Origin of the sequence: Pseudomonas sp. RC4D1 (genome assembly GCF_018390395.1) — a bacterium.
Taxonomy (GTDB): Bacteria; Pseudomonadota; Gammaproteobacteria; order Pseudomonadales; family Pseudomonadaceae; genus Aquipseudomonas; species Aquipseudomonas danubii.
The window spans coordinates 512,425-536,186 of the sequence record NZ_JAHBAW010000002.1 but is presented as its reverse complement, the minus strand read 5'-3'; the positions used below and the strand labels follow the sequence as shown (position 1 = coordinate 536,186).

Sequence of the window (23,762 nt, the reverse complement as noted above, 5' to 3'; positions counted from 1 at the left end):
AGGATTTTACCGGCAAGCGGCCATTGCCAGGGTGGCCTGGGCAAATTTCTGACGAGGGATCAGCAGTTTGGCCGGGCCGGGATGCAGCTGTTCAGCCATGGCCAGGGCCGCACTTTCGGCAACGCCGTAGCAGCCGGTGCGTTCAAAGGCGATCTGTGAACGGTGGCTCAGGCGCAAAGCATAAGGCGCCAACTGCGTGCTGCTGAAACAGGTCAGCGGCAATGCCAGTTGTTCGGCCAACTCCAGCAGTCCGGGCTCGGCCCGTTTCAGGTCGATGCTCGCCAGGGCGAAAACCTGCTGCGTATCGATGCGATGGGCTTCCAGCACCTGATCCAGCAGCGCGCGCAGCGTGGTCGCCGGGCAGCCTTTCTGGCAGCCCAGGCCGACCACCAGGGTCGACGCTGCGCGCACCTCGATCATGCCGAGTACGGATCCGTGTTCTTGCGCCGGAACAGCCAGGCGCTGATCAGCCCGAGGGCCAGCCAGAAGGCGGCGTTGGTCAACTGTGAAGCGATTTTGAACTGGGTCTCCAGTGCTTGCGGGGCCAGCATCGAATGCACTTCCGGTTGTGGTGCGCCGATCACGTGAGGCACGGCGATGATGGCGGCGCCCAGCAGTTTCAGCAGCCAGTTGCCTGCGAACACGATCAGGGCAAGGCCCACGGCGGTGGAAGCGGCAGCGCCGATCCACCAGACCTGGCGCTGCACCAGATCGGCGGCAGCGGTGCCCGGCAACTCCGGCGGCAGGCCCAGGGTCGGCGCCAGGCAGAAAGTCGCATAACCGGCCAGGCCCCAGAGCAGGCCCTGGGAAGTGCGGCTGGGCGCCCGCAGGGTATAGAGCCCGGCCAGCATCAGGGCGAAGCCGACGGCCACCACCAGGTTGCCACCGGTGGTGGACAGCACCCGCTGCCAGCCATCTTCCGGTTCCCAGGCTTCGGCGTCGTGGCTGTGGCCGGCCATGGCGCCTGCGGCGTGTTCATGAGCCTCCACGGCCGGGGCCTGTTCATAGGTTTCCGCCTGCAGAATCAGCGGGGCCACCCAGAAGCTCTGCAGCAGGGTCAGCAGCAAGGCCGCCAGCAATCCGCTGAAGCCTGCGGTTTGTGCAATACGCTTGATCATGTCGGCAGGTCTCAGTGGCAAGGGAAAGCAGCGCTGTGACGAGTGTCGTGGGCGGCGTTGTGCACCGCTTCGATATGGGAGAAACCGGCGAAGTACACCAGGCAGGCGCCCAGCAGCGAAGCGCCGATGGCGGCCACCAGGCGCTGGCTCAGGGTGGAGGTGCTGCTGGCGGAGTGGCTGGTGCTGCTGATGATCGACATGGCGCTTCCCTTTGGAGTGTCGGCGGGGGAGGAGCGCAGGAAAACCCCGCGTGAGGAGCACGCAGGGTTTGCAACAGCGCCCGCCCACCGCGGGTTTGTTATGTGTGTGTTGCGGGCCGGTCTCCGGGCTTGCGAGGGGCAGGGCATGTGTCATGCCGTGCCGACAAGTGTCGCCTTCCCATGCCTTGGCACAGTGGATCTGACACTTCGCTCGCTTACCGTTGCGGGGGCAGCACCGGACTGGTCACGACTTTTTAGTAAAGCACGTGATTCACCGGTTTCCCGTTTCACCCTGTGAAGGGCACCCGTAACAAGGCGCGTAGCAAATCATGGGCGGGGTAACGTCGTCAATTGCGGATGCCGGTGTATTGCCGATTGACCGTCCCCCGCGCTCTGCGTAGCCTTGCGCCTTCGAGGTTCTTCGGCCAGCGGTCGAAGCTAAGAAGGGAACGCGGTCGATGCCGCGGCTGCCCCCGCAACTGTGAAGGGTTTCATTTCTGCAAGGCCACTGCATTGGCGTTCGTAACGCCTGCGGGAAGGCGCAGAAACCGCCAGTCCAATGACTGGCAAGCCCCCAGCCAGGAGACCTGCCTCGATCCCAGATTCTCACTACAACCGGGCGGGGTGATCCGGTGGCGAAATCTCCGCGCGCCTCTGCGCTGCGGCTCTCGTCCCGTATGCCCGCCACCTTTGCCAAGGGGCATCCGATGAAAACACTGGCCAAACTTCCCGTCACCATCGTCACCGGCTTCCTTGGCTCGGGTAAGACCACCTTGCTGCGGCACATGCTGGACAACGCCCAGGGCCGGCGCATCGCGGTGATCGTCAACGAGTTCGGCGAGTTGGGCATCGACGGCGAGATCCTCAAGCAATGCTCCATCGGCTGCACCGAGGAAGAGGCCAGCGGCCGGGTCTATGAGCTGGCCAACGGCTGCCTGTGCTGCACCGTGCAGGAAGAGTTCTTCCCGGTGATGCGCGAACTGGTGGCGCGCCGTGGCGACCTGGACCACATCCTTATCGAAACCTCCGGCCTGGCCTTGCCCAAGCCCCTGGTCCAGGCCTTCCAGTGGCCGGAAATCCGCAGCGCCTGCACCGTCGACGCGGTGATCACCGTGGTCGACAGCCCGGCCGTGGCCGCCGGCACCTTTGCCGCGTTCCCCGATCAAGTGGACGCCCAGCGCAAGCTCGACCCCAACCTGGACCACGAATCGCCGCTGCACGAGCTGTTCGCCGACCAGCTGTCCAGCGCCGACCTGGTAATCCTCAACAAGACCGACCTGATCAACCCCGAAGACCTGGCCAAGGTCCGCCTGGAAGTGGCCGAAGAGCTGCCGCCGGCGGTCAAGGTCATCGAAGCCAGCAGCGGCCGCCTGCCCCTGGACGTATTGCTGGGCCTGGGTGCCGGCTCCGAGGAACACATCGACGGTCGCCACAGCCACCACGATCACCACCACGACGGTGACGACGACCACGACGATCACGATCACGACGCCTTCGACTCCATCTCCATCGAACTGCCCCAGGCCGACGAAAGCCTGCTGCTGGACGCCCTGACCCAGCTGGTGGTCAAGCACGGCATCCTGCGGGTCAAGGGCTTTGCCGCGATCCCCAACAAGCCGATGCGTTTGCTGATCCAGGGCGTGGGCACGCGCTTCGACAAGCACTTCGACCGCAAGTGGGGCGCTGACGAAGCCCGGACCACGCGCCTGGTACTGATCGGCCAGGAACTGGACGCCGCCCAACTCGAAGCGCAACTGCGCGCCGCCCTCAGCGTGTAAGCCATGCACCTGCTCAGGACCCAGCCCGGCGGTTTCGTGTCGGATGACAACATTGCCGACCTTGGACAAACCCCCGCCGAGCTGGTGATCCTGTGCAGCGGCGACTCCAGCCTGGCGCTGCTGGCGGATGCCGCCGAGCAGTTGCCCGAGGATTACCCCAGCTTTCGCCTGGCCAACCCGATGCAGGTGCAGAACCACGCTTCGGTGGATCTGTATGTGGACCAGGTGCTGCGCCACGCCAAGGTGATCCTGATTTCCCTGCACGGCGGCATCGGCTACTGGCGTTACGGCGTCGAGCGGCTGGTGGAGCTGTCCCAGCGCGGGGTGCAGCTGATTCTGGTGCCGGGGGACGATCGTCCGGACCCGGAGCTCAGCGACCTGAGCACCGTGGGCCCCGTCGAGCGCGATCGCCTGTGGCAGTTCCTGCGCCAGGGCGGGCGCGACAACGCGCTGAATTTCTACCGCTGCCTGGCCAGCGGCCTGCTGGGGCGCGACTATCCCTGGAGCGAGCCGCAGACCCTGCCACGCACGGCGATTTACCACCCGCACAAGAGCCAGGCCACTCTCAGCGACTGGCAGGCCGATTGGCAGCAAGGGCAAGCAGTGGCGGCGCTGTTGTTCTACCGCTCCCACCTGCAGGCGGCCAACACCGGCTTTATCGACCTGTTCTGCCAGCGCTTGCAGGCGGCGGGGCTCAACCCCTTGCCGATCGCCGTGGCCAGCCTCAAGGAGCCCGGCTGCCTGAGCCAGGTGGAAGAGTGGCTGGAGGCAACCGCGGCCGGGGTGATCCTCAACACCACCGGCTTTGCCCAGTCCAGCCCCGAAGCCCCGCACCTGCGGCCGTTCCGCCGCAACATTCCGGTGATCCAGGCCATCTGCGCCCAGGACAACGAACCCGGCTGGCGCGACAGCGAGCAAGGCCTGGGCCCGCGGGACCTGGCCATGCACATCGCCTTGCCGGAACTGGACGGGCGCATCATCAGCCGGCCCATCAGCTTCAAGGACCTGGCCTGGCGCAGCGAGCGCAGCCAGTCGGACGTGGTCTGCTATCGCGGCCAGCCCGAGCGCATGGACTTTGTTGCCGAACTGGCCCGGCGCTGGGTCGAGCTGAGGCGCCTGGACAACGGCCACAAGCGCATCGCCCTGGTGCTGGCCAACTACCCGACCCGCGACGGGCGCATCGGCAACGGCGTCGGCCTGGACACTCCGGCTGCGGCGCTGAACATCCTCAAGGCCCTGCACGCCGAAGGCTACCCGCTGCCGGCCGAGTTGCCCGCCAGTGGCAGCGAGCTGATCCGGCAACTGCTGGGCGGGGTCAGCAATGACCTGGACAGCCTCGACCAACGCCCGTGTCAGCAAAGCCTGGCCCTGGACGACTACGCGCTGATGTTCCAGGCCCTGCCCGCCGCCAACCGCGAGGCGGTGCTGCAGCGCTGGGGCGCACCGCAGCAAGACCCGATGTTCCGCGACGGGCGGATGATGATCGCCGGCCTGCGCTTTGGCCTGACCTTTGTCGGCATCCAGCCGGCCCGGGGTTATCAGGTGGACCCCAGCGCGGTCTACCACGACCCGGACCTGGTGCCGCCCCACGGCTACCTGGCGTTCTACTTCTGGCTGCGCCAGACCTACGGCGCCCATGCGCTGATCCACGTCGGCAAGCATGGCAACCTGGAATGGCTGCCGGGCAAGGGTGTCGGCCTCTCGGAGAACTGCTGGCCGGATGCGTTGCTGGGGCCGCTGCCGAACATCTACCCGTTCATCGTCAACGACCCGGGGGAGGGCGCCCAGGCCAAGCGCCGCACCCAGGCAGTGATCATCGACCACCTGATGCCGCCCCTGACCCGTGCCGAAACCTACGGTCCGCTGCGTAACCTGGAGCTGCTGGCGGACGAGTACTACGAAGCCCAGCTGCTGGACCCACGTCGTGCCCGCGAGCTGCAACGGGACATCCTGCAACTGGTGCGCGAGACCCACATCGACCGTGAGTTGCAACTGGGCGAACAGCTGGACAGCGACGCCGACGCGGCGATCTGGCTGCCGCGCCTGGACACTTACCTGTGCGACCTCAAGGAATCGCAGATCCGCGATGGCCTGCACGTGTTCGGCGAATCCCCCGACGGCCGACTGCGCATCGACACCCTGCTGGCCCTGCTGCGCATTCCCCGGGGCGATGGCAAGGGCGCCCATGCCAGTCTGCTGCGGGCCTTGGCCAAGGCCTTCGACCTGGGCTTCGATCCGCTGGACTGCGCCCTGGCCGAACCCTGGACCGGGCGCCGCCCGCAGCCGTTGCGACAGCTCAGCGATGCCTTGTGGCGCACGGCGGGCGATGTGCGCGAACGCCTGGAACTGTACGCCGCAGCACTGATCGAAGCCGCGCTCCAGGGCTCGGTGGCGCAGTTGGATGAGCCGGGCTGGGAGCCGGTACGGGTCATCATCGACGCCTTGCGCGAAGTGGTCGCGCCGCGCCTGGACGCATGCGGCCCGGCGGAAATGCGTGGTCTGCTGGACGCCTTGAACGGCCGTTTCGTCCCCGCCGGACCCAGCGGTGCACCCAGCCGCGGGCGTCTGGACGTGCTGCCCACCGGGCGCAACTTTTATTCGGTGGACGTGCGTAACCTGCCCACCACCACCGCCTGGCGCATCGGTTTCCAGTCGGCGAACCTGATTCTCGAACGCCACCTGCAGGACCACGGCGATCACCTGTTGCAACTGGGCCTGTCGGTCTGGGGCACGGCCACCATGCGCACCGGCGGCGACGACATTGCCCAGGCCATGGCCCTGATGGGCGTGCGCCCGGTGTGGGCCACCGGCAGCCAGCGGGTGGACGATTTCGAGATCCTGCCCCTTAGCCTGCTGGACCGGCCTCGGGTCGACGTGACCCTGCGGGTGTCCGGGTTCTTCCGCGACGCCTTCGCCAACCTGATCCGCCTGTTCGACGCAGCGGTGCAAGCGGTGGCGGCCCTCGATGAGCCTGAGGACATGAACCCCCTGGCGGCCAGGGTTCGCGCCGAGCGCGAGGCCTTGATCGCCTCCGGCCTGGAGCAGGACGCGGCCGCGCGTCAGGCCGGCTGGCGGATCTTCGGCGCCAAGCCCGGGGCCTATGGCGCCGGGGTCCAGGGTGCCATCGACGGTCGCCTGTGGCAGAGCCGCGAGGACCTGGCCGAGGTCTACCTGAACTGGGGCGGCTATGCCTATGGCGGCAACGACGAAGGCACCGCCGCCCGCGAGCAGTTCGCCACCCGCCTGAGCCAGGTGCAGGCGGTGTTGCAGAACCAGGACAACCGCGAGCACGACCTGCTGGATTCCAACGACTACTACCAGTTCCAGGGTGGCATGTTGGCCGCGGTGGAAAGCCTCAGCGGGGCCAAGGCTGCCAGCTACCACGGCGACCACAGCCAGCCGGACCTGCCGAAGATCCGCACCCTCAAGGAAGAACTGAACCGGGTGATCCGCTCCCGGGCGGCCAATCCGAAGTGGATCGAAGGGGTCAAGCGCCATGGCTACAAGGGCGCCTTTGAAATGGCCGCGACCCTGGACAACCTGTTCGCCTTCGACGCCACCACCGAGCTGATCGACGATCACCAGTACGCCTTGCTGGCAGACGCCTACCTGCTGGACGACTCGACCCGCGAGTTCGTCCGCCAGCATAATCCCCACGCCCTGCGCGACATGACCGAGCGCCTGCTGGAAGCCCAGCAGCGCGGCCTGTGGCAAGAGCCCGGCGATTATCGTGAAGCCCTGGAGCACCTGTTGCTGGATATTGAAGAAGACAGCTGAGCCTGTAGCCGCTGCTGCAGGCTGCGAACGCCGCCGACGTCGACGTCACGTGCGACCGCCCCGAACCTCTTCGCGACGGCTCTGCGGTGCCGATCGCAACTTGTAGCAGCGGCCACCCCCTGATGTTTGCACAACCCTTGAGCGAGACCCCGACATGAGCGACACCCCCCATTTTCCGCTGTCCGCCGTGGTCGGCGCCGAAAGCCTGAAACTGGCCCTGTGCCTGACCGCCATCGACCCGAAGATCGGCGGTGTGCTGATCGAGGGTCCGCGGGGCATGGCCAAGTCGACCCTGGCGCGGGGCCTGGCCGATCTCTTGGCCAGCGGCCAGTTCGTCACCTTGCCCCTGGGCGCCACCGAAGAGCGCCTGGTGGGCACCCTGGATCTGGACGCCGCCCTGGGCGAAGGCCGGGCGCAGTTCTCACCGGGGGTTCTGGCCAAGGCCGACGGTGGTGTGCTCTATGTCGATGAAGTCAACCTGCTGCCCGATCACCTGGTGGACCTGCTGCTGGACGTGGCCGCCAGCGGCACCAACCTGATCGAGCGCGACGGTATTTCCCATCGCCATTCGGCGAAGTTCGTACTGATCGGCACCATGAACCCGGAAGAGGGCGAACTGCGTCCGCAACTGCTGGACCGCTTCGGCCTCAACGTCGCCTTGAGCGGCCAGCCCGCGCCGCAGGAGCGCGGGCAGATCATCCGCCGGCGCCTGGATTTCGACAGCGATCCCCAGGGCTTCTGCGGCCAATGGGGCGAGGCGCAAACGGCGTTGCGCGAGCGTTGCCAACAGGCCCGAGCACTGCTGCCGGCCATCGCCCTCGATGACCTGTCCCTGGAGCTGATCACCGAGCGTTGCTTCGCTGCAGGCGTCGACGGCCTGCGCGCCGACCTGGTGTGGTTGCGAGCCGCCCGGGCCCACGCCGCCTGGCGCGGTGCCAGCGCCATCACCGAGCAAGACATCGACGCGGTCGCCGAGTTTGCCTTGCGCCACCGCCGCCGAGAGACGGCGCCCAGTGCGCCGCAATCGGAGTCCAGCCCCCAGACGCCGGCGTCAGCCAACGCCAACCCCAGTGAAGGCCAGGGCCAATGGGGCGAAATGCCGGCCCAGGCGTTGCCCACCGGCGCCCGGCGTGAAGTGCCCAGCTGGCCAAAAAAGCCCTAGGCATTCGTCCCCGCACTGATCGGGGGGCGGATGCCAAGCCCCGGGCGGGGCACCTGGATCATGGCCGGCAAGGCAAAGGCCGCGAGGCCCGCGCCGGTTCCATCAACTGGCCCGGCACCTTGCTCAAGGGCCGGCCGCGCTTGCGCCAAGACCTGCTGTTTCGCCTGCGCAGCCGCGCGCCCCATGAACTGTGGCTGGTGATCGTCGACGCCTCGGCCTCGACCCGCCGCCACAGCGCGCTGAGTGACGCCAAGGGTTTGCTGGCACAACTGTTCGACGACGCCTACCGCCAGCGCGCGCGCCTGGCCCTGCTTACCGCCAGTGGCCGCGCACCGAGCTGGCAGGTCCAGGGCCTGAAAGCCTCCAAGGACCTGCGGCACTGGCTCGATGGCCTCGGTGCTGCTGGCGGCACGCCCTTGCCACAAGCCCTGAGCGAAGCGGCCCAGTGGCTGGAACAGCGCCAGCGGCGCCTGCCGGCGGAACAGCAGCGCGTACTGCTGATCACCGACGGCCGCCTGAAAACCCTGCCGCTGTTGCAGCCCCTGAACTGCCCGACCCTATTGCTCGACATTGAACGCGGCCCGATCCGCCTGGGCCGCGCCCGCGAACTGGCGACACGTCTCAACGCCGCCTACCACCACCTCGATCTGTAGCCTTTAACCCTCTAACCCTCTAACCCTCTAACCCTCTAACCCTCTAACCCTCTAACCCTCTAACCCTGTAGCCGCTGCTGAGCCTGCGAAGCTGCGACCGCCGACGCAGTCGGCGCAAAGGCCCCCAATCCTTCCCAGAAACAACGCGGAGTCTGCCCCTGCGAGCCCTTCGGGCCCGTTCGCAGCCTGCGGCAGCGGCTACACTGCCAGCGCCAACACAGGAGTGAAGCGATGCGGGTACTGGTGCGTAACGATAAGGACGATTTCCGGGTCAAGGCCTATGCCGGGACCAATGGGGTGTTGCTGGCCATGGATCTGGATGCGTCACGGCGCAAGGGGCTGCTGGGCTTCGCCATCGAGAAGCAGGTCGGCAGCAAGCCCTGGCTGTTTCTGTTCAATAGCCTGACCTTCCCCGGCAAGACCCATACCTTCCCCCAATTCAACGCCACCCCCAGCGATCAGGCGCCGCTGCAGAAGTTTCGCTGGGCCGACTACGCGGTCCGCCCCGGCACCACCCTCAACTATCGGGTGCATCTGGCCTACGGCAGCCCCGATGCGCCGCAACTGGGGGAGGCTCTGGAACTGAGCATCACCGCCGACAACGGCCAGCCGCCGGGGCAGCAGGTGATCTTCAACCGTGCCGTGGCCGCCAGCCAGGCCTTCTCGCGCAAGTTTCCGGAACTGGATGCGTTGCTCAGCAACAACAAGAAACTGCCCATCGAGTCCTGGCCCGACGCCCCGCGGCAATGGCTGGAAAACGGTCTGCTGGAGGCGCTTCTGGGGTTTATCCAGCGCGCCACGGATGCCAGCTGGAGCCTGGACATCGCCATCTACGAGTACCAGTTGCAGGCCGTTGTTGACGCGGTCAACGCCGCCTTCGACCGTGGCGTGCAAGTGCGGGTGCTGTACCACGCCGGCCCCGGGGACGACGACACCACGCAGAATCAGGCCAGCCTGCAGCACCTGCCCGAGCACAGCAAACGTGGGCGGGTGACCCACGGGATCTTCCATGACAAGTTCATCGTCCTCAGCCGCCTCGACGCCGCCGGCCAGCGTCAGCCCGAAGCGGTGCTCTGCGGCAGCACCAACTTCACCGCCAACGGGGTCTACCGCCAGGCCAATGTGCTGCACAGCCTCGATCACCCGGACATTGCCGGGCGCTATCTACAGGTGTTCGAGCAGATCTGGCAGGCGCCGACGGACGTGGGGGCCACCCGCAAATGGTTGACCCAGGACAATCCCATGCAGCCGGATGCACCGCTGTTCGCCGGTTTTTCCCCGCGCAGGGGGCAGGGCGATCTCAGTGAGTTCGTCGACATCATCAACGGCGCCCGCCGCGACCTGCTGTTCGTCACCGCCTTCGCCTTGCCCGACAGGATTCTCGACGCCTTGCTCGGCCAGCCCCACGACGATGTGCTGCGTTATGGCCTGCAAAACACGGCCAGTCGCATCACCGGCTTCCACGCCGATCGCACCGCTGAGTTTGCCGCCACCGCCTTGCTCAACAAGGGCCTGGAAGGCTGGCTCAAGGAGGGGCTGAAGGGCCAGAGGGGTAACCTGCTGGTGCACACCAAGGCGCTGGTGACCGACTTCACCAGCGAGGCTCCGGTGATCATCAGCGGCAGCCACAACCTCAGCGTCGGCGCCAGCCAGAGCAATGACGAGAACTACCTGATCATCCGTGGCGACACCGATCTGGCGGATCGCTACGGCCTGGAACTGCTGCGCTTCTATGAGCATTACCGGTTTCGCTACTTCGCCAGGCAGTTGGCCCTCAAGCAGGTCCGGCCTCTGGCGGTGGACGACCACTGGAGCGATGACTATTACCTGGAAGGCGACCTGCGCCAGCTGTCGCGCCTGCGTTTTTCCGGGCGCTGAACCGAGCCGCCGAACGGCCTGCCATCGGTCCGCTTTTACCGGGGGCGGGCAGGCAGATTGATATCACCTGATCTAGCGTTGCCAGCGGAGCGAGCGCTCCCTCCGCAACGGAGCCTTTTCAGGGAGATAAATCATGGTTTATATACGGCGTGATGTAGGGAAATTGAGCGGCGATTGGGACCCGACCCTGTTGTGGTATGCCAGGGCGGTTGGCGTCCTGCTCCAGCGCCCGATCACCGATCGCACCAGTTGGCGATTCCTCGCGGCGATTCACGGATTCTCCGAGTCGTGGTGGAGGATGGACGGCTACCTCAAGGCCGGTGAGGCACTGCCCAACGAAGCGGAACAGCTGCTGTACTGGGACCAGTGCCAGCATGGCAACTGGTTCTTCCTGCCCTGGCACCGCGGTTACCTGGCGTCCTTCGAACAGATCGTCCGCGATGTGGTCGTCCAGCTGGGTGGTCCCAAGGATTGGGCGCTGCCTTACTGGAATTACAACGAGGGGCAGCAGTCCCTGCACCTGCCCGCATGCTTTGCCGCCAAGACCCTGCCAAACAATGAGGGGCCCAACCCGCTGTATGTTGAAAAGCGCTTTGGCCTTTTGGGCGACGGCAACGTCGTGCTCGATGGCAGCCTGATCGGTCTCGGCTGTCTGGACGACCCGAGGTACGAGGGCGGCAGCGAAGGCAGCCCGCCCGGCTTTGGCGGTACCCCGAAAACCCTGCTTAGAAGCGGTGTCACAGGCGGCCTGGAGTCGTGCCCGCACAACGTCGTGCATACCGAAGTCGGTGGCCGCGATCAGGTGCGAACCGCTCCCGACGGTTCTCGGTATACGGTTCGTGGCCTGATGAGCTATCCCAATACCGCCGCGCTGGACCCGATCTTCTGGCTGCATCATGCCAATATCGACCGCTTGTGGCAGGTCTGGCTGGACAGCCCCGAGGAGCACAGCAACCCCGACAAGTCCAACTGGTACAACGGCCCCGACAAACTGAGCCGGCCCTTTATCGTGCCCCAGGTCGATGGCGAACCATGGAAATTCAAGGTGGCGGAGGTGCTCGATACCCTGGCGCCCAGGCTCAACTATCGATACGACACCACGGCTCCCGCCAAGAGCCAGGGCAACCGTCTGCACCAGCGCTTGCAGCGCCTGGGGCTGGCAACCGATCAATTGCAGAACTTCAGCGCCAGCGGAGCATTGATGGCCAAGGAACCGGAAACAGAAGTGATAGGCGCCAATCGCGCACCGCTGGAAATCGTCGGGCACTCGGTGCAGACCTCAGTGCAACTGGACAAGCAGGGCGCGCAACAGGTGTTCAGCAGCCTGAAGTCGAACCTGTTCGCGGCCAGCCTTACGCCGCCGGACCGGGTATTTCTCAACCTGGAGAATATTCGCGGCAACAGCGATGCGGTGTTGCTGGAGGTCTATGTCAACCTGCCGGCCGATGCCGATCCGGCTCAGCATCCGGAGCTGCGGGCCGGGGTCTTGTCGTTGTTCGGCGTGAGCGATGCCAGTCGTACCGACCACGAGCATGGTGGGCACGGCATCACCGAGGTGTTCGAGATCACCGATATCATCGATGCCCTGCACCTGGGGGGCATCACCTCGGCGGATCAGTTGAATATCCGCCTGGTGTCCAGGGCGGCGGTGCCTGCCGAGGACCAGATCACGGTAGCGCGGGTCAGCCTCACCCGGCTGGGCGGTTGAGGGGCGTGCTACGTGGCCTGCGACCCTTGGGCCAGAACCCGCGGACGTGGTTGCTGCTGATCAGCCTGGTGGGGTGGGGGTGGTTGCTGGGGTCGACGGCGATGCTGTCGATTCCGGCGTTCTGCGGCAGCCTGCCGTTGTCCGGTTATGCCTTGGGCTGGCGGGGCATCGAGCAGGCGTTGCTGTTCAATCCACCGCAGCAATTGTTGCAGGGCTGGTGGCTGATGCTGCTTGCCATGCTGCCACTGCTGTTGGTGCAGCCCTTGCTCTACGTCTGGCACCGTAGCTTGCGGCGCAAGCGTTGGCAGGGCGTTGCCCTGTTCGTGCTGGGCTTCGGCGCGGTCTGGAGCCTGGCAGGCGTGGTGCTGATGGGGCTGGTGGTGGCGGTCCGGGTGTGGTTCGGCCTGAGTGCGTGGCAGGGTTTTTTCGCCGTGTTGCTGTTGTGCCTGGTCTGGCAGGCCTCGCCGTTCAAGCAACATTGCCTGAACCAGTGCCACCGGCAGCCGCGGATCTGTGCCTTTGGCCTGGGCTATCTGAGGGACTGCCTGGGTTTTGGCCTGTCCGCCGGGGCTTGGTGCGTAGGTTCCTGCTGGCCGCTGATGCTGTTGCCGGTGCTGCTGGAGCAGGGGCATGTGGCGCTGATGCTGCTGGGCATGCTGTGGATGCTCTACGAACGCCTGTTGCGGCCTCGGGGCTTGCGCTGGTACTGGCCCTGGCCTCGTCATCCGCGGGGTTTGTCCTAGTCGTTGTCTGAGGTTGCCCAGGGGCAGGATCGCCCGCGGTTGCGATCCCGCCCCTGGTAGCCTTTGCCTCAGGCCTACAACCGCGGCGCCGGGCTCACCGTGGCATTGCGCCAGGCGGTTTGCAGTTGCTCCTCGAGCAACGCCGGGACCTGTTTGCCGGGCTGGTTTTCCAGGCTCAGCTTCAGGCCGTTGAGGGAGCGGCCGCTGAGGCGGTTGCCCGCCAGATCCTCACGAAACACCTGTTCCGCCTCGGTATAGCGCTTCTGCGCCAGCAAGGCATAACCCAGGGACTCGCGCAGGGTGTAGTACCAGTCCGGCGGCTCGTTGTAGGCCAGGGCGTCTTGCACCTCCACCGCCTTGCGCCAGGCGGCAATCTGCTGCTGGCCGGCATCGCCGGTCAGGGCCTGCAGGTCAGCGTTGAGGCCCTCTTTGGCGTTGTTGAATACCTGGTTGCCCAGGTTTTTGAAGGCTGCGAGATCCAGTGGGCCGGCGGCACGGGTCAGGGCGCGGTCGAGCAGGGTCAGGTTGGCGATGCGCAGCAGCTGCAGCGCGGGATTGTTGCCATATTGCAGGGCGTCCTTGCCGGTCAGGGGCTGGGGCGAGGTGGCGACGGCCTGCCAGAAACCCTTGAGGGCATCACGGGCCTGGTCCTGGTTCAGGTTCTGGGCGCTCAGTTGCCGGTACGCCAGGGCATAGGCCTTCATCAGTTGGGTGTAGGGCTTGGTCAAGTCCTGCCAGGGCTTGTCCGTTCCCTGGTTGGCCTCGCGGCAGGTCTGGTTGAGGGTGGCCAGGCCGGCGTCGATCTTCGGTTCGATCCGTGCCAGGGCGTCCCAGTCCTCGAAGCGCACGGCGAAGTAGTAGGGCACCGCGTAGAAGTAGTCGCTCTTGGTCTTGAGCTCTTCGGGGTACTGCTGGCAAAGGAAGGGCACGGCCGCGTAGCGGGTGGTGTTTTCCACCAGTTCCTCGGCCATGTTCATGGATTCGTTCTGCCGGCCTTCGATGGACAGGGTCCAGGTCAGGAAGTGGATGTTGTGCCCCAGGTAGTGCAAGGCATAGGGGCTTTGCGGCTGGACCTGATGGGCGTAGGCGCGGTCCACCGAGACCGCGGTGTAGTTGGCCACGCTGGCCAGGTTGTTGTTGCCGGTGCGCTGGTAGATGTGCGAGGCCATGTGCACCAGATGGCCGATGGCCGGGTTCTGGTCGCGGAAGCGATTGGCCATGGGCAGGCCGCTGTCGGGGAAGGGTGATTCCTCGATGGCGTGGATGTAGAAGTGATTGGCCCCGGTGTGCTGCTGGTCCTGGACCAGTACCCGGTTGAGCACTTGCAGGGCCTCGTAGGCGGCGTCGGTCGGCTTGACCTGATTGGATACGGCCTCGGTGCCGTCCCACCATTTCCACGGGTCGCGGCTCAGCAGGGCGTCGGCGTACAGGGTCGCGGCATCCAGGTCGTCAAAGTAGTCTTCCGACAGTTTTTTCATGGCGTCGGCGTAGCGCTTGTTGCCCTCATCGCTGAGGCTGACCTGGCCGTCCTTTTCGCTATACAGGCTCAGCAGCGCCTTGGCGTAGTCCACCTCGCGCTGCAGCTGACGCTGGCTGAAGGTGGCTTGTGCGGCGCTGTCCTTGAGCCGGGCGCTGGCGTGCTCCAGGGCGATCTGAACCGAGCGGTAGGCCAACTGGTTGCAACCGGTGGTGGCGACACTGTTGATGTTGGAGTTGGCCGACAGCGCGATGCCCCAATAGGGCATGGCCGAGCCTTCGTCGAAGCGGCTGGCCTGGTAGAAGGCGCGGATCGCCGCGGAGAAATTGAAACCGTATTGCAGGGCCATGCCCTGGCTGTAGAAGGCCTGGACCTGCTCCGGCTGCTTGAGGCTGACCAGGGGGTAACGGGTGCCGCCCAGGCCCGAGAGCAGTTGGTCGCCCTCGGTGTCCTGGGGGCTGACGCACTTGTGCAGCACTTGCAGGTAGGGCGTGTCCGGCGGCACCGGGGTGAAGCCGCCACTGTGTTCATCGCTGCCGTGGTTCATGGTGTGGGCCAGGGCGCTGGCGCTGGCCAGCAGCAGGCCGGCGGCCAGGGTCGAGCGCAGGAAGGGGACGTCCATGCTGTGTTGCTCCTTGCAGGAAACGCTGGGTTGGAGCCGGCTTGCCGAGGTGTGGGCTGGCAAGCCGGCTCCTGCAGCGCGAGGGTTCAGTCGTTGTCGTTGTCGTTGTCGTGGCTGTGACGGGCGACGAACGACGGGCCGTCCGGCTTGGCCAGGCGCTTGATCTGCGGCGCCAGGTCCTGCCGGGGAATCACCACCTGGATCAGCGCCGGGCGGTCCTTGATCTGCAGCAGCTGGGGCAGCAACTGCTCCAGCCCGGCCCGGGTCGAGACCTTGAAACCCTCGGCGCCAAACCCCTTGGCCAGGGCCAGGTAGTCCCAGGTCGGCAGGGTGTCGAACGGGGCGAACTGGCCGCCGGGTTCGAAGGCATCGATATCGACGAACGCCTGTTCGATGGCGTAGACCTCGTTGCTCATGACGAACACCAGGGCGTTGATCCGGTTGCGTGCCAGGGTCGACAGCGACTGGCAGATCATCATGAAGCCGCCATCGCCGGCCACCACGATCGGCCGCCGACCGCTGCCCATGGCCACCCCCAGGGCGCAGCCGGTTTCGTGGCCCAGGGAACCCCAGATGGCATCGGCGACAAAGCTGTCCCGAGGCAGGCCGTTGATGTTGCTGGCGGCATACAGGGCCGAGCTTTCACCGAGGATCAGGCTGCTGCCCGGCCACAGGTTCTGTTGCCGGGCAAAACCGTCGAGGATCTCCAGGAACAGGTCATAACCCAGTGCATCGTCGGGTGCGCCCTGTTGCAGCAGCGGCGGGCGCGCGGGTTCCGGAACGTGGTTGCGCAGGGGGTAATCGCTGTCCAGGCCCAGGGCCCCCAGCAGCCGTTGCACGTACTCCGGCAGCGGTACGTGGGGGTAGTACTGCAGGCCGGTGCGGGCCAGTTGGCTGTTGACCAGGATGATCCGGCTGAAGTCCTGGTTCAGCAGTTGCAGGTAGTCGTCGGTGAAGATCACCCCCAGGGCGAGGATGCAGTCCACGTCCTGCATGAAGGCCTGGGTCCACAGGCGCGAAGCGGTGCCGGCATAGGTGCCGATGAACTGCGGGTGACTTTCGTCGACCACGGTCTTGGCTTCCAGGCTGGTGGTGAAGGGCAGGCCGCTGGCCTCGATCAGGCGCATTACCTGCTCCTGCAGGCCGTAGCGGGCCACCTCGATGCCGAGCATGATCAGCGGCGAGCGGGCGCTGCCCAGGCGCAGCAGGCTGGCCTCGATGGCGGCGCGCATCGAGGCCTCGTCGCAGCGGGCGGGCAGCGGTTGCAGTTCGCCCTGAGGGCGTGGGCAAGGTTCGCCCCAGACGTTCTGCCAGGCTTCCAGGTAGATCGGCCGGCGCTCGCTGATGGCCTTGACCAGCGCCTCGTCGATCAGCGCCGGGGCGCGCAGGCTGTCGTCAAGAATCAGGCTGGCCACGGTCACCGGCTCGAAGACCTTGCGGCCCACATCCAGATCACCGGTGGAGTGGTGGAACAGCACATCCTGTGACCAGATCAGGTCGCGGTTCTGCGCCGACGGGCTGGCGCTGATCAGCACCAGCGGATTGCGTTCGACATAGGCGCCGGCAATGGCATTCAGGGCACTGAAGGTGCCGACGCTGTATTGCAGCGATACCGCGCCGATCCCGGTGTAACGGGCATAGCCGTCGGCCGCGTAGGCGGCGGCCATCTCGTTGACTTCGCCCACCGCGTCGATGCCGTCGAAGTCGTCCAGGGCCGACATGAAGTGCGAGACGTAGTCCCCCGGCACCTGGAACACCTTGGTCAGGCCTAGTTGCTGCAGGCGGGTCAGCAGGTAGTCGGCGACGCTGAAGGGGTCATTGCTGGCCATGGGCGATCCCCTCGTAGGCGAACTGGGTGACGCCGTCCAGGGTCTTGGCGCAGTTCTGGCAGGGCAGCGGCTGGTCGCCGGGCAGGGTGCAGCCGTCCGGGGTCGGCACCGGCAGCAGGGCATAGTCCTTGGGCAGCCAGTTGGGGCGCTTGAGGCCAAAGAAATCCTGCAGGGTCGACTCGGCCACGGTCAGCGCGCCTTCCACCCAGCCCTGGCCCATGGAGTAGGCCTCGCCGACGATATGGATCTGCTGGTCGGCCACCGGCTTGCGCATGCGGCACAGGATCTGGTCGATCCGGTAGTTGGCCTTCCATTCGTGCCAGCCGCCGCCATAGGGATCGGCATCCCAGGCGTGGTAGACCGCCGAATAGGGACGTGGCAGCTCCACCTGGTCATGCAGTTGAGTGACTTGCATCTGCGCCACCCGGACCATTTCGTCGCTGACCTGGAACTCGCTTTTGGGCACCACTGCTGCGGCTTGCAACTGCCCGGCGAGGCTGGCCGGGACATGGCCGACAAAGGGCGCACCGCCTTCGAGGCCTTTCCAGAAGGGCACGGTGCCGATGTCGTTGTAGGAGGCCATCAACAGCGAGTTGAGATTCGGCTGGCCGCCGGGCTGTTCGCACTCGGTGCCCATGTAGTAGACCTGGCGCACCGGCAGGTCGGTGACCGAGCGCCCGGCCACCAGCCCGAGGCTACGCCACCAGGGCTGTTCGTAGGCCAGAAACAGCTTGAACGCCGACTGCATCAGCACCGAGCCGAGGTTCTCCTTGAGCCAGGGATCGTCGAACAGCGGCGCATCGATCAGCTCCAGGGCACGACGGGGCATGGCCAGGATGATCTGCTTCGCCTTGACCACCTGGCTGCCGTCGATGTCCCGGGTGCTGCCCTGTTCGGTGATGGTGCTCTGGAAATGCAGGCGATAGGGGAAGTCGCGGTCCTTGGCGTAGCTGATCTGCACCAGGCGCTGGTTCATCTGCACCCGTTGGGCGCCGGGCAAGATTCCCGGCAGCTTGCGGAACTTGGCCTCCAGGGTCAGGGGCAGGCTCTGGAAACCCTTGGTCAGGGTGAGGAACTCGGTGTCGTCGCTGTATTCGGTGGCGGGCAGCTGGGTGACCGCGCTGGCGTTGGCGACGTTGGCGTCGTAGCCGCCGGCGTCCTTCATGAACTGGTAGCCCTCATTGCTCATGACCCGGTACAGCAGGTCCCAGAAGCCGTAGCGCCAGATTTCTTTGCCGAACACCTTGACCTGCATCTGCTGGCACAGGCTGAGCTGGTCGAAGCCCGGGTAGACGTAGTTCATCACCTTGACTTGCAGGTCCTCGGGGCCGAAGCCACGTTCGGACCAGGCCAGGTCGTAGGGGATCTTGTGCGGCGCCTCCTTGAAGTCGCGATAACGAAAGCGCTTGCCCCGCAGGTAGAACAGGTTGTTCAGCGAGCCCACCGGGGGCGGCGCGCCCATGGGGAATTTCTGGCTTGGCAGGCGCAACTGCTTGACCAGGCTGTCTACCAGCACATGGCCGGTGGGGCCGGGGATATAGCGCATGCCGCCGACTTCCGCGACCACGTTGGGCAGCCCCGGCAGGTTGATGCTGAACAGCCGGCCGCCGATCCGGTCGCCGTATTCGAACAGGCCGATACGCAGTTTTTCACCTTGTTCATGCTGCAGGCGCCAGGCGCTGTAGGTGCCGGACACACCCCCACCGACCACCGCGACATCGAGTTCGAGTTCTTGAGGTTTCATGCTGAAGTCCTTTTCGCTGGGAGGCGGACAGGGAGGTCCGTCGCGACCAGTATTGTCCAGTTTTGGCGAAATGCCAGTTTGCCATTAGTGCATGTTTCGGCCTGTGTATACGGGGCTTTTACGATTATTGTCGGACAATATACGGGCCTGCTGGCGGGGTGCTCTGCGAGGGGCTTGAAGCGTCGCAGCAGCGTTGGACAGGGCGGCGCCAACTGCGTAGTTTTCACGCACTGCGCACAAGGACTCCGCCATGTCTCCGGACCTGACTTCCATCGAGCTGTTTCTCAAGGCCCTGACCTTGGGCAACCTGTCCCGGGCCGCCGAGCAGTCGCACCTGTCGCTGTCGGCCGCCAGCCGGCGTCTGTCGCTGCTGGAGCAACACTTCAAGGTGGCGCTGCTGACCCGCACCTCCACTGGGGTGCAGCCGACGGCGGCGGGGCAGGCCCTGGCCGAACATGCCCGCAGCCTCCTGCGGGCGGTGGATGTGATGCACGCTGACCTGGCCGACTTTGCCAAGGGCGCCACCGGCCGGGTCAGCCTGTACGCCAACAGCTCGGCGATGAGCCAGGAACTGCCCCGGCAATTGACCCAGTGGAGCGACCTGCACCCGGGGATTCGCGTGGACATCCGCGAAGAGCGCAGCCGCGAGATTCTCCTGGCGGTGCGCGACGGCATCGCCGATGTGGGCATCGTCACCACCTTGCCCCAGGCCCGGGACCTGTACTTCAAGCCCTATTGCCGTGACCGTCTGTGCCTGATCGTGCCCCAGGCTCATCCGTTCAAGATGAGCCATGCGCGTTTCCAGGACTTGCTGGGCTACGACTTCGTCGGCCTGGAAGACAACGCCGCCATCACCCCGTTGATCACCGAGGCTGCGGCTGCGGTGAGCATGCCCCTGCGCCTGCGAGTGCAGGTGCGCAGCTTCGAGGCGGTGTGCCGGCTGATCGCCGCCGGGCAGGGCGTGGGGGTGTTGCCCCAGGGCGCGGTGCAGATCTTTCGCAAGGAGATGGCCTTGCGTTTTATCGAAATCGACGACCCCTGGGCCGATCGCCAGATGTTCCTGTGCCGACGCCGGGAGCAACCTTCCCTGGCCAGCCGCGAGCTGTTCGACTACCTGGCTGACTGCGATCGCAGCGCGGCGCCGCCGCCCTAGTCGCGGGCCCCTGGCTGCTTGGCGCCGCGAGCCTTCGAATTTTGCGAAGGCGGTTTCCACAATGAGCAATTCCCCTGGGCGCTTCCCCGTGCCCAGAATGGGCTCGCCCGTGCGCTTGACCTGCCTCGATAACAACAACACGTCAGACCAGGAGATACGGCTTGTCCAGGATCAATCCCGCTGTAAAACCTCCCCATCGCATCGCGGTGATCGCTGGTGACGGCATCGGCCGCGAAGTGGTTCCCGAAGGCCTGCGCGTGCTGGAAGCCGTCAGCCGGCGTTTCGGCATCGATCTTCAGTTCGATCATTTCAACTGGTGCAGCGAGCACTACCAGGCCCACGGCAGCATGATGCCCGAGGACTGGGCCGAGCAGATCGGCGACCACGAGGCGATCTTCTTCGGCGCCGTCGGCGCCCCGGACATCGTCCCCGACCATATTGCGGTCTGGGATTCGCTGCTGAAGATCCGCCGCCAGTTCGACCAATACGTGAATATCCGTCCGGTGCGCCTGATGCCCGGGGTGCCGTGCCCCCTGGCCGGGCGGGTGCCGGGGGACATCGATTTCATCGTGGTGCGGGAAAACACCGAAGGCGAATACTCCAGCGTCGGCGGGCGGATGTGGCAGGGCACCCCGCGGGAGATTGCCTTGCAGGAGTCGGTGTTCTCCCGTCACGGCGTGGACCGGGTGGTGAAGTACGCCTTCGAGCTGGCCAGCCGCCGTCCCCGGCGCAACCTGGTGGCGGCCACCAAGTCCAATGGCATCGCCATCACCATGCCGTTCTGGGACGAGCGGGTGGAGGCGCTGGCCAAGGCCTATCCCCAGGTCGAGACGCGCAAGTTCCACATCGACATTCTCTGCGCGCACTTCGTCCAGCATCCGGACTGGTTCGATGTGGTGGTGGCTTCCAATCTGTTCGGCGACATCCTCTCCGACCTGGGCCCGGCCTGCACCGGCACCATCGGCATCGCGCCCTCGGCCAACCTCAACCCCGAGCGCCTGTACCCTTCGCTGTTCGAGCCGGTGCATGGCTCGGCGCCGGATATCGCCGGGCTGGGCGTGGCCAATCCGATTGGTCAGATCTGGTCGGCGGCGCTGATGATCGAGCACCTGGGGCAGGGGGATGAGCTCTACCAGCGGGCCGCGGCAGCGATGGTCGAAAGCATCGAGACGGTGCTCGCCGAAGGCCCGCGCACCCGGGAAATGGGCGGCAATGCCAGTACCGTGGAAGTCGGGCGGGCCATAGCCGAATGTCTGGCTGGAAACAGGAACTGATGAACATGAGCCTCGAACACTACATCGACAACCAATGGCAAGCCTCGTCCTGGGCCGAGGACATTCCGGTACTCGACCCCAGCACCGGCATCGCCTATGCGCGTATCGCCCGGGGCACCGCCGAGGACATCGACCTGGCGGTGCAGGCCGCGCAACGGGCCCTGGGGGACAACTTCGACGGGCCCTGGGGCAGCCTTTGCGCCCTGGAACGCGGGCGCCTGCTGGCGCGCCTGGGCCAGGCGGTGCTGGAGCACCATGAAGAGCTGGCGCAGATCGAGGCCCGGGACACCGGCAAGGCGCTGAAGGTGGCCCGGGCCGACGCCACCGCCCTGGCGCGCTACTTCGAGTACTACGCCGGGGCCGCCGACAAACTCCACGGCGACACCTTGCCCTATCAGGCCGGTTACACCGTGCTCACGGTGCGCGAGCCCCACGGCGTCACCGGGCACATCATTCCCTGGAACTACCCGATGCAGATCTTCGGCCGCAGCATCGGCGCCGCCCTGGCGGCGGGCAACGCCTGTGTGGTCAAGCCCGCCGAGGACGCCAGCCTGTCGCTGCTGCGGCTGGCGGAACTGGCGGCCAAGGTGGGTTTTCCGGCGGGTACGATCAACGTGGTCAGCGGCTATGGCCACGAAGCCGGCGCGGCGTTGTGCGCCCATCCCGGCGTCGCACATATCTCCTTTACCGGTTCCACCGGCACCGGCGCCCGGGTGGCCAAGGCCGCCGCCGAACGCCATTGCCCGGTAACCCTGGAGCTGGGGGGCAAGTCGCCGCAGATCGTGTTTGCCGACGCCGATGTGGAGCGGGCGCTGCCGGTGCTGATCAACGCCATCGTGCAGAACTGCGGCCAGACCTGTTCCGCCGGCAGCCGCCTGCTGGTGCAGCGCAGCCTCTATGAACCGCTGCTGGAACGCCTGGCCCAGTGCTTTGGCCAACTGCGCGCCGGGCCCTCGGAGCTGGACCTGGACATGGGCCCGCTGATCAACCAGAAGCAGCTGCGCCAGGTGCGCGAATTCGTCCGCGAAGCCGAGGCCGCCGGTATCCCGGTGGCGGCGCGCGGGCAGGTGGTGCCCGAGGCCGGCAACGGCGGCTATTTCCAGGAGGCGGTGCTGTTTCGCGATGTGCCGCCAGACAGCCGTCTGGCCCGGGAGGAAGTGTTCGGCCCGGTGCTGGCGGTGCTGCCCTTCGAGGACGAGGCCGAAGCCATTCGCCTGGCCAACGACAGCGCCTTCGGCCTGGTGGCCGGGGTCTGGACCCGGGACGGCGCGCGGCAGTTGCGCATGGCCCACAAGCTGCGCTGCGGCCAGGTGTTCATCAACAACTACGGCGCCGGTGGCGGTGTCGAACTGCCCTTCGGCGGGGTCAAGGCCAGCGGGTATGGCCGGGAGAAGGGCTTCGAGGCGCTGCTGGGTTTCACCACCTTGAAGACCATCGCCATTCGTCACGACTGATGGCCGCCACGACGGCGGCCCATAACAACAAAAACAGGAGTCACTCCCATGCGTCTAGCCAACAAGACTGCCATCGTCACCGGCGCCGGTTCCGGCTTTGGTGAGGGCATCGCCAAGACCTTCGCCCAGCAGGGCGCCAACGTCATCGTCGCCGACATGAACGCCACGGGCGGCCAGCGGGTGGTGGACGAGATCCGCGCCGCCGGCGGCCAGGCCCACTTCATCGAGGTCAACGTGGCCCAGGACGCCAGCGTTGGCGCCTTGCTGCGCAATACCCTGGAGCAATACGGCGGCCTGGACATCGTGGTCAACAATGCCGGCACCACCCACCGCAACCGGCCGATGCTGGAAGTGGACGAGGCCGAGTTCGACCGGGTGTTTGCGGTCAACGTGAAAAGCATCTACCTCAGCGCCAAGCACTTCGTGCCGCATTTTCGCGGCCAGGGCGGTGGGGTGTTCATCAATATTGCCTCCACCGCGGCGATCCGGCCGCGCCCGGGGCTGGTCTGGTACAACGGCAGCAAGGGCGCGGTGGTAGTGATGAGCAAGACCATGGCCGCCGAGCTCGGGCCGGACAACATCCGTGTCAACTGCGTCAACCCGGTGGTCGGCGCCACGGCCCTGCTCAGTGAGTTCATGGGCGTGCCGGACACCCCGGAGAACCGCCAGAAATTCATGGCGAGCATTCCCCTGGGGCGCTTCTCCACCCCCCAGGACGTGGCCAACGCCTGCCTGTACCTGGCCTCCGACGAAGCCGCGTTCATCACCGGCACCTGCCTGGAAGTGGATGGTGGACGTTGCGTGTGATGATCTGTAAAACCCTCCAGGCCCGCGGGTAATCCGTGCTTTGTGTAGCCGCTGCCGCAGGCTGCGAACGGCCCGCAGGGCCGCAAAGTTCCAGCGGGCGCCGGGGCTTGACGGTTGATCGCCAGGCAAGGCCCTGCGGGCCTTTTCGCAGCCTCGCCGTGGCTCGGCAGCGGCTACAGCCAATGTCAATCCGGGCTGGTGTAGCCGCTGCCGCAGGCTGCGAACGGCCCGCAGGGCCGCAAAGTTCCAGCGGGCGCCTGGGCTGACGGTTGATCGCCGGGCAAGGCCCTGCGGGCCTTTTCGCAGCCTCGCCGTGGCTCGGCAGCGGCTACAGCCAGTGTCAATCCGGGCTGGTGTAGCCGCTGCCGCAGGCTGCGAACGGCCC

General features: G+C 66.1%; 17 protein-coding genes and 2 riboswitches. Of the genes, 11 read left to right on the top strand and 6 right to left on the bottom strand.

Annotation, left to right across the window (positions count from 1 at the left end; all coding sequences use genetic code 11):
- Window positions 1-6: 6 nt before the first annotated feature.
- The 3 genes from KHO49_RS18200 to KHO49_RS18190 are packed head-to-tail and all read right to left on the bottom strand — an operon-like array spanning window position 7 to window position 1,318.
- A complete protein-coding gene (locus tag KHO49_RS18200) occupies window positions 7-420 on the bottom strand; it encodes a cobalamin biosynthesis protein (RefSeq protein ID WP_102881552.1) in 414 nt (137 codons plus the stop codon).
- The gene (locus KHO49_RS18195; protein WP_102881551.1) at window positions 417-1,118 is read right to left on the bottom strand and encodes a CbtA family protein; all 702 of its coding nucleotides are present in this window, start codon (window positions 1,116-1,118) and stop codon (window positions 417-419) included. Before KHO49_RS18195 ends, KHO49_RS18200 begins: the two co-directional genes overlap by 4 nt.
- 11 nt (window positions 1,119-1,129) lie before the next feature.
- Window positions 1,130-1,318, bottom strand: coding sequence for a CbtB domain-containing protein (locus KHO49_RS18190; protein WP_060839964.1), 189 nt, complete (start codon window positions 1,316-1,318; stop codon window positions 1,130-1,132).
- A gap of 97 nt (window positions 1,319-1,415) precedes the next feature.
- Window positions 1,416-1,642, bottom strand: a riboswitch (cobalamin riboswitch).
- Between the two features lie 73 nt (window positions 1,643-1,715).
- Window positions 1,716-1,927, top strand: a riboswitch (cobalamin riboswitch).
- A gap of 98 nt (window positions 1,928-2,025) precedes the next feature.
- Between KHO49_RS18190 and cobW the strand changes: the two genes are divergently transcribed.
- From cobW to KHO49_RS18155, 7 genes are all read left to right on the top strand, one after another.
- A complete protein-coding gene (gene cobW / locus KHO49_RS18185; protein WP_102881550.1) occupies window positions 2,026-3,096 on the top strand; it encodes a cobalamin biosynthesis protein CobW in 1,071 nt (356 codons plus the stop codon).
- Window positions 3,097-3,099: 3 nt separating this feature from the next.
- Complete coding sequence (gene cobN / locus KHO49_RS18180; RefSeq protein WP_213665574.1) at window positions 3,100-6,873, top strand: cobaltochelatase subunit CobN; 3,774 nt, start codon at window positions 3,100-3,102, stop codon at window positions 6,871-6,873.
- 154 nt (window positions 6,874-7,027) lie between these two features.
- Window positions 7,028-8,035, top strand: a complete 1,008-nt coding sequence (locus KHO49_RS18175; RefSeq protein ID WP_213665573.1) for a magnesium chelatase ATPase subunit I — start codon at window positions 7,028-7,030, stop codon at window positions 8,033-8,035.
- A 53-nt stretch (window positions 8,036-8,088) separates the two neighbouring features.
- Entirely contained in the window at window positions 8,089-8,688 is a 600-nt protein-coding gene (locus KHO49_RS18170) for a vWA domain-containing protein (RefSeq protein WP_110596696.1), read from the top strand.
- A gap of 231 nt (window positions 8,689-8,919) precedes the next feature.
- Window positions 8,920-10,566, top strand: a complete 1,647-nt coding sequence (locus KHO49_RS18165) for a phospholipase D-like domain-containing protein (protein ID WP_213665572.1) — start codon at window positions 8,920-8,922, stop codon at window positions 10,564-10,566.
- 133 nt (window positions 10,567-10,699) lie between these two features.
- The gene (locus KHO49_RS18160) at window positions 10,700-12,274 is read left to right on the top strand and encodes a tyrosinase family protein (RefSeq protein ID WP_110596698.1); all 1,575 of its coding nucleotides are present in this window, start codon (window positions 10,700-10,702) and stop codon (window positions 12,272-12,274) included.
- Window positions 12,275-12,279: 5 nt separating this feature from the next.
- Window positions 12,280-13,017, top strand: coding sequence for a copper chaperone (locus tag KHO49_RS18155; protein ID WP_213665571.1), 738 nt, complete (start codon window positions 12,280-12,282; stop codon window positions 13,015-13,017).
- 74 nt (window positions 13,018-13,091) lie between these two features.
- Here KHO49_RS18155 and KHO49_RS18150 read toward each other — a convergent pair whose 3' ends face one another.
- The 3 genes from KHO49_RS18150 to KHO49_RS18140 form a co-directional block, all read right to left on the bottom strand.
- On the bottom strand, window positions 13,092-15,116 hold the full coding sequence (locus tag KHO49_RS18150) for a hypothetical protein (RefSeq protein WP_213665570.1): 2,025 nt from the start codon (window positions 15,114-15,116) through the stop codon (window positions 13,092-13,094).
- An 86-nt stretch (window positions 15,117-15,202) separates the two neighbouring features.
- Window positions 15,203-16,945 carry a thiamine pyrophosphate-binding protein gene (locus KHO49_RS18145; protein WP_213665569.1) on the bottom strand — a complete coding sequence of 581 codons (1,743 nt, stop codon included), beginning with the start codon at window positions 16,943-16,945 and terminating at the stop codon, window positions 15,203-15,205.
- Window positions 16,932-18,689 carry a flavin monoamine oxidase family protein gene (locus KHO49_RS18140; protein WP_170003501.1) on the bottom strand — a complete coding sequence of 586 codons (1,758 nt, stop codon included), beginning with the start codon at window positions 18,687-18,689 and terminating at the stop codon, window positions 16,932-16,934. Before KHO49_RS18140 ends, KHO49_RS18145 begins: the two co-directional genes overlap by 14 nt.
- Window positions 18,690-18,939: 250 nt before the next feature.
- Here KHO49_RS18140 and KHO49_RS18135 point away from each other — a divergent pair, with 250 nt between their 5' ends.
- The 4 genes from KHO49_RS18135 (at window position 18,940) to KHO49_RS18120 (ending at window position 23,377) form a co-directional block, all read left to right on the top strand.
- Window positions 18,940-19,842: a LysR family transcriptional regulator gene (locus KHO49_RS18135; RefSeq protein ID WP_123394493.1), complete on the top strand. Its 903-nt coding sequence runs from the start codon at window positions 18,940-18,942 to the stop codon at window positions 19,840-19,842.
- A gap of 161 nt (window positions 19,843-20,003) precedes the next feature.
- Window positions 20,004-21,116 (top strand): tartrate dehydrogenase, encoded by a 1,113-nt coding sequence (locus tag KHO49_RS18130; RefSeq protein WP_213665568.1) that lies wholly within the window; start codon window positions 20,004-20,006, stop codon window positions 21,114-21,116.
- Window positions 21,092-22,570, top strand: coding sequence for an aldehyde dehydrogenase family protein (locus KHO49_RS18125; RefSeq protein ID WP_249735674.1), 1,479 nt, complete (start codon window positions 21,092-21,094; stop codon window positions 22,568-22,570). Before KHO49_RS18130 ends, KHO49_RS18125 begins: the two co-directional genes overlap by 25 nt.
- 48 nt (window positions 22,571-22,618) lie before the next feature.
- Entirely contained in the window at window positions 22,619-23,377 is a 759-nt protein-coding gene (locus tag KHO49_RS18120) for an SDR family oxidoreductase (RefSeq protein WP_213665567.1), read from the top strand.
- Window positions 23,378-23,762: the final 385 nt, after the last annotated feature.

What these genes read in the sequence shown, in the direction of transcription:
- KHO49_RS18200 (WP_102881552.1), bottom strand. Translation starts at nt 420, where the DNA reads ATGATCGAGGTGCGCGCAGCGTCGACCCTGGTGGTCGGCCTGGGCTGC.
- KHO49_RS18195 (WP_102881551.1), bottom strand. Translation starts at nt 1,118, where the DNA reads ATGATCAAGCGTATTGCACAAACCGCAGGCTTCAGCGGATTGCTGGCG.
- KHO49_RS18190 (WP_060839964.1), bottom strand. Translation starts at nt 1,318, where the DNA reads ATGTCGATCATCAGCAGCACCAGCCACTCCGCCAGCAGCACCTCCACC.
- cobW (WP_102881550.1), top strand. Translation starts at nt 2,026, where the DNA reads ATGAAAACACTGGCCAAACTTCCCGTCACCATCGTCACCGGCTTCCTT.
- cobN (WP_213665574.1), top strand. Translation starts at nt 3,100, where the DNA reads ATGCACCTGCTCAGGACCCAGCCCGGCGGTTTCGTGTCGGATGACAAC.
- KHO49_RS18175 (WP_213665573.1), top strand. Translation starts at nt 7,028, where the DNA reads ATGAGCGACACCCCCCATTTTCCGCTGTCCGCCGTGGTCGGCGCCGAA.
- KHO49_RS18165 (WP_213665572.1), top strand. Translation starts at nt 8,920, where the DNA reads ATGCGGGTACTGGTGCGTAACGATAAGGACGATTTCCGGGTCAAGGCC.
- KHO49_RS18160 (WP_110596698.1), top strand. Translation starts at nt 10,700, where the DNA reads ATGGTTTATATACGGCGTGATGTAGGGAAATTGAGCGGCGATTGGGAC.
- KHO49_RS18150 (WP_213665570.1), bottom strand. Translation starts at nt 15,116, where the DNA reads ATGGACGTCCCCTTCCTGCGCTCGACCCTGGCCGCCGGCCTGCTGCTG.
- KHO49_RS18145 (WP_213665569.1), bottom strand. Translation starts at nt 16,945, where the DNA reads ATGGCCAGCAATGACCCCTTCAGCGTCGCCGACTACCTGCTGACCCGC.
- KHO49_RS18140 (WP_170003501.1), bottom strand. Translation starts at nt 18,689, where the DNA reads ATGAAACCTCAAGAACTCGAACTCGATGTCGCGGTGGTCGGTGGGGGT.
- KHO49_RS18135 (WP_123394493.1), top strand. Translation starts at nt 18,940, where the DNA reads ATGTCTCCGGACCTGACTTCCATCGAGCTGTTTCTCAAGGCCCTGACC.
- KHO49_RS18125 (WP_249735674.1), top strand. Translation starts at nt 21,092, where the DNA reads ATGTCTGGCTGGAAACAGGAACTGATGAACATGAGCCTCGAACACTAC.
- KHO49_RS18120 (WP_213665567.1), top strand. Translation starts at nt 22,619, where the DNA reads ATGCGTCTAGCCAACAAGACTGCCATCGTCACCGGCGCCGGTTCCGGC.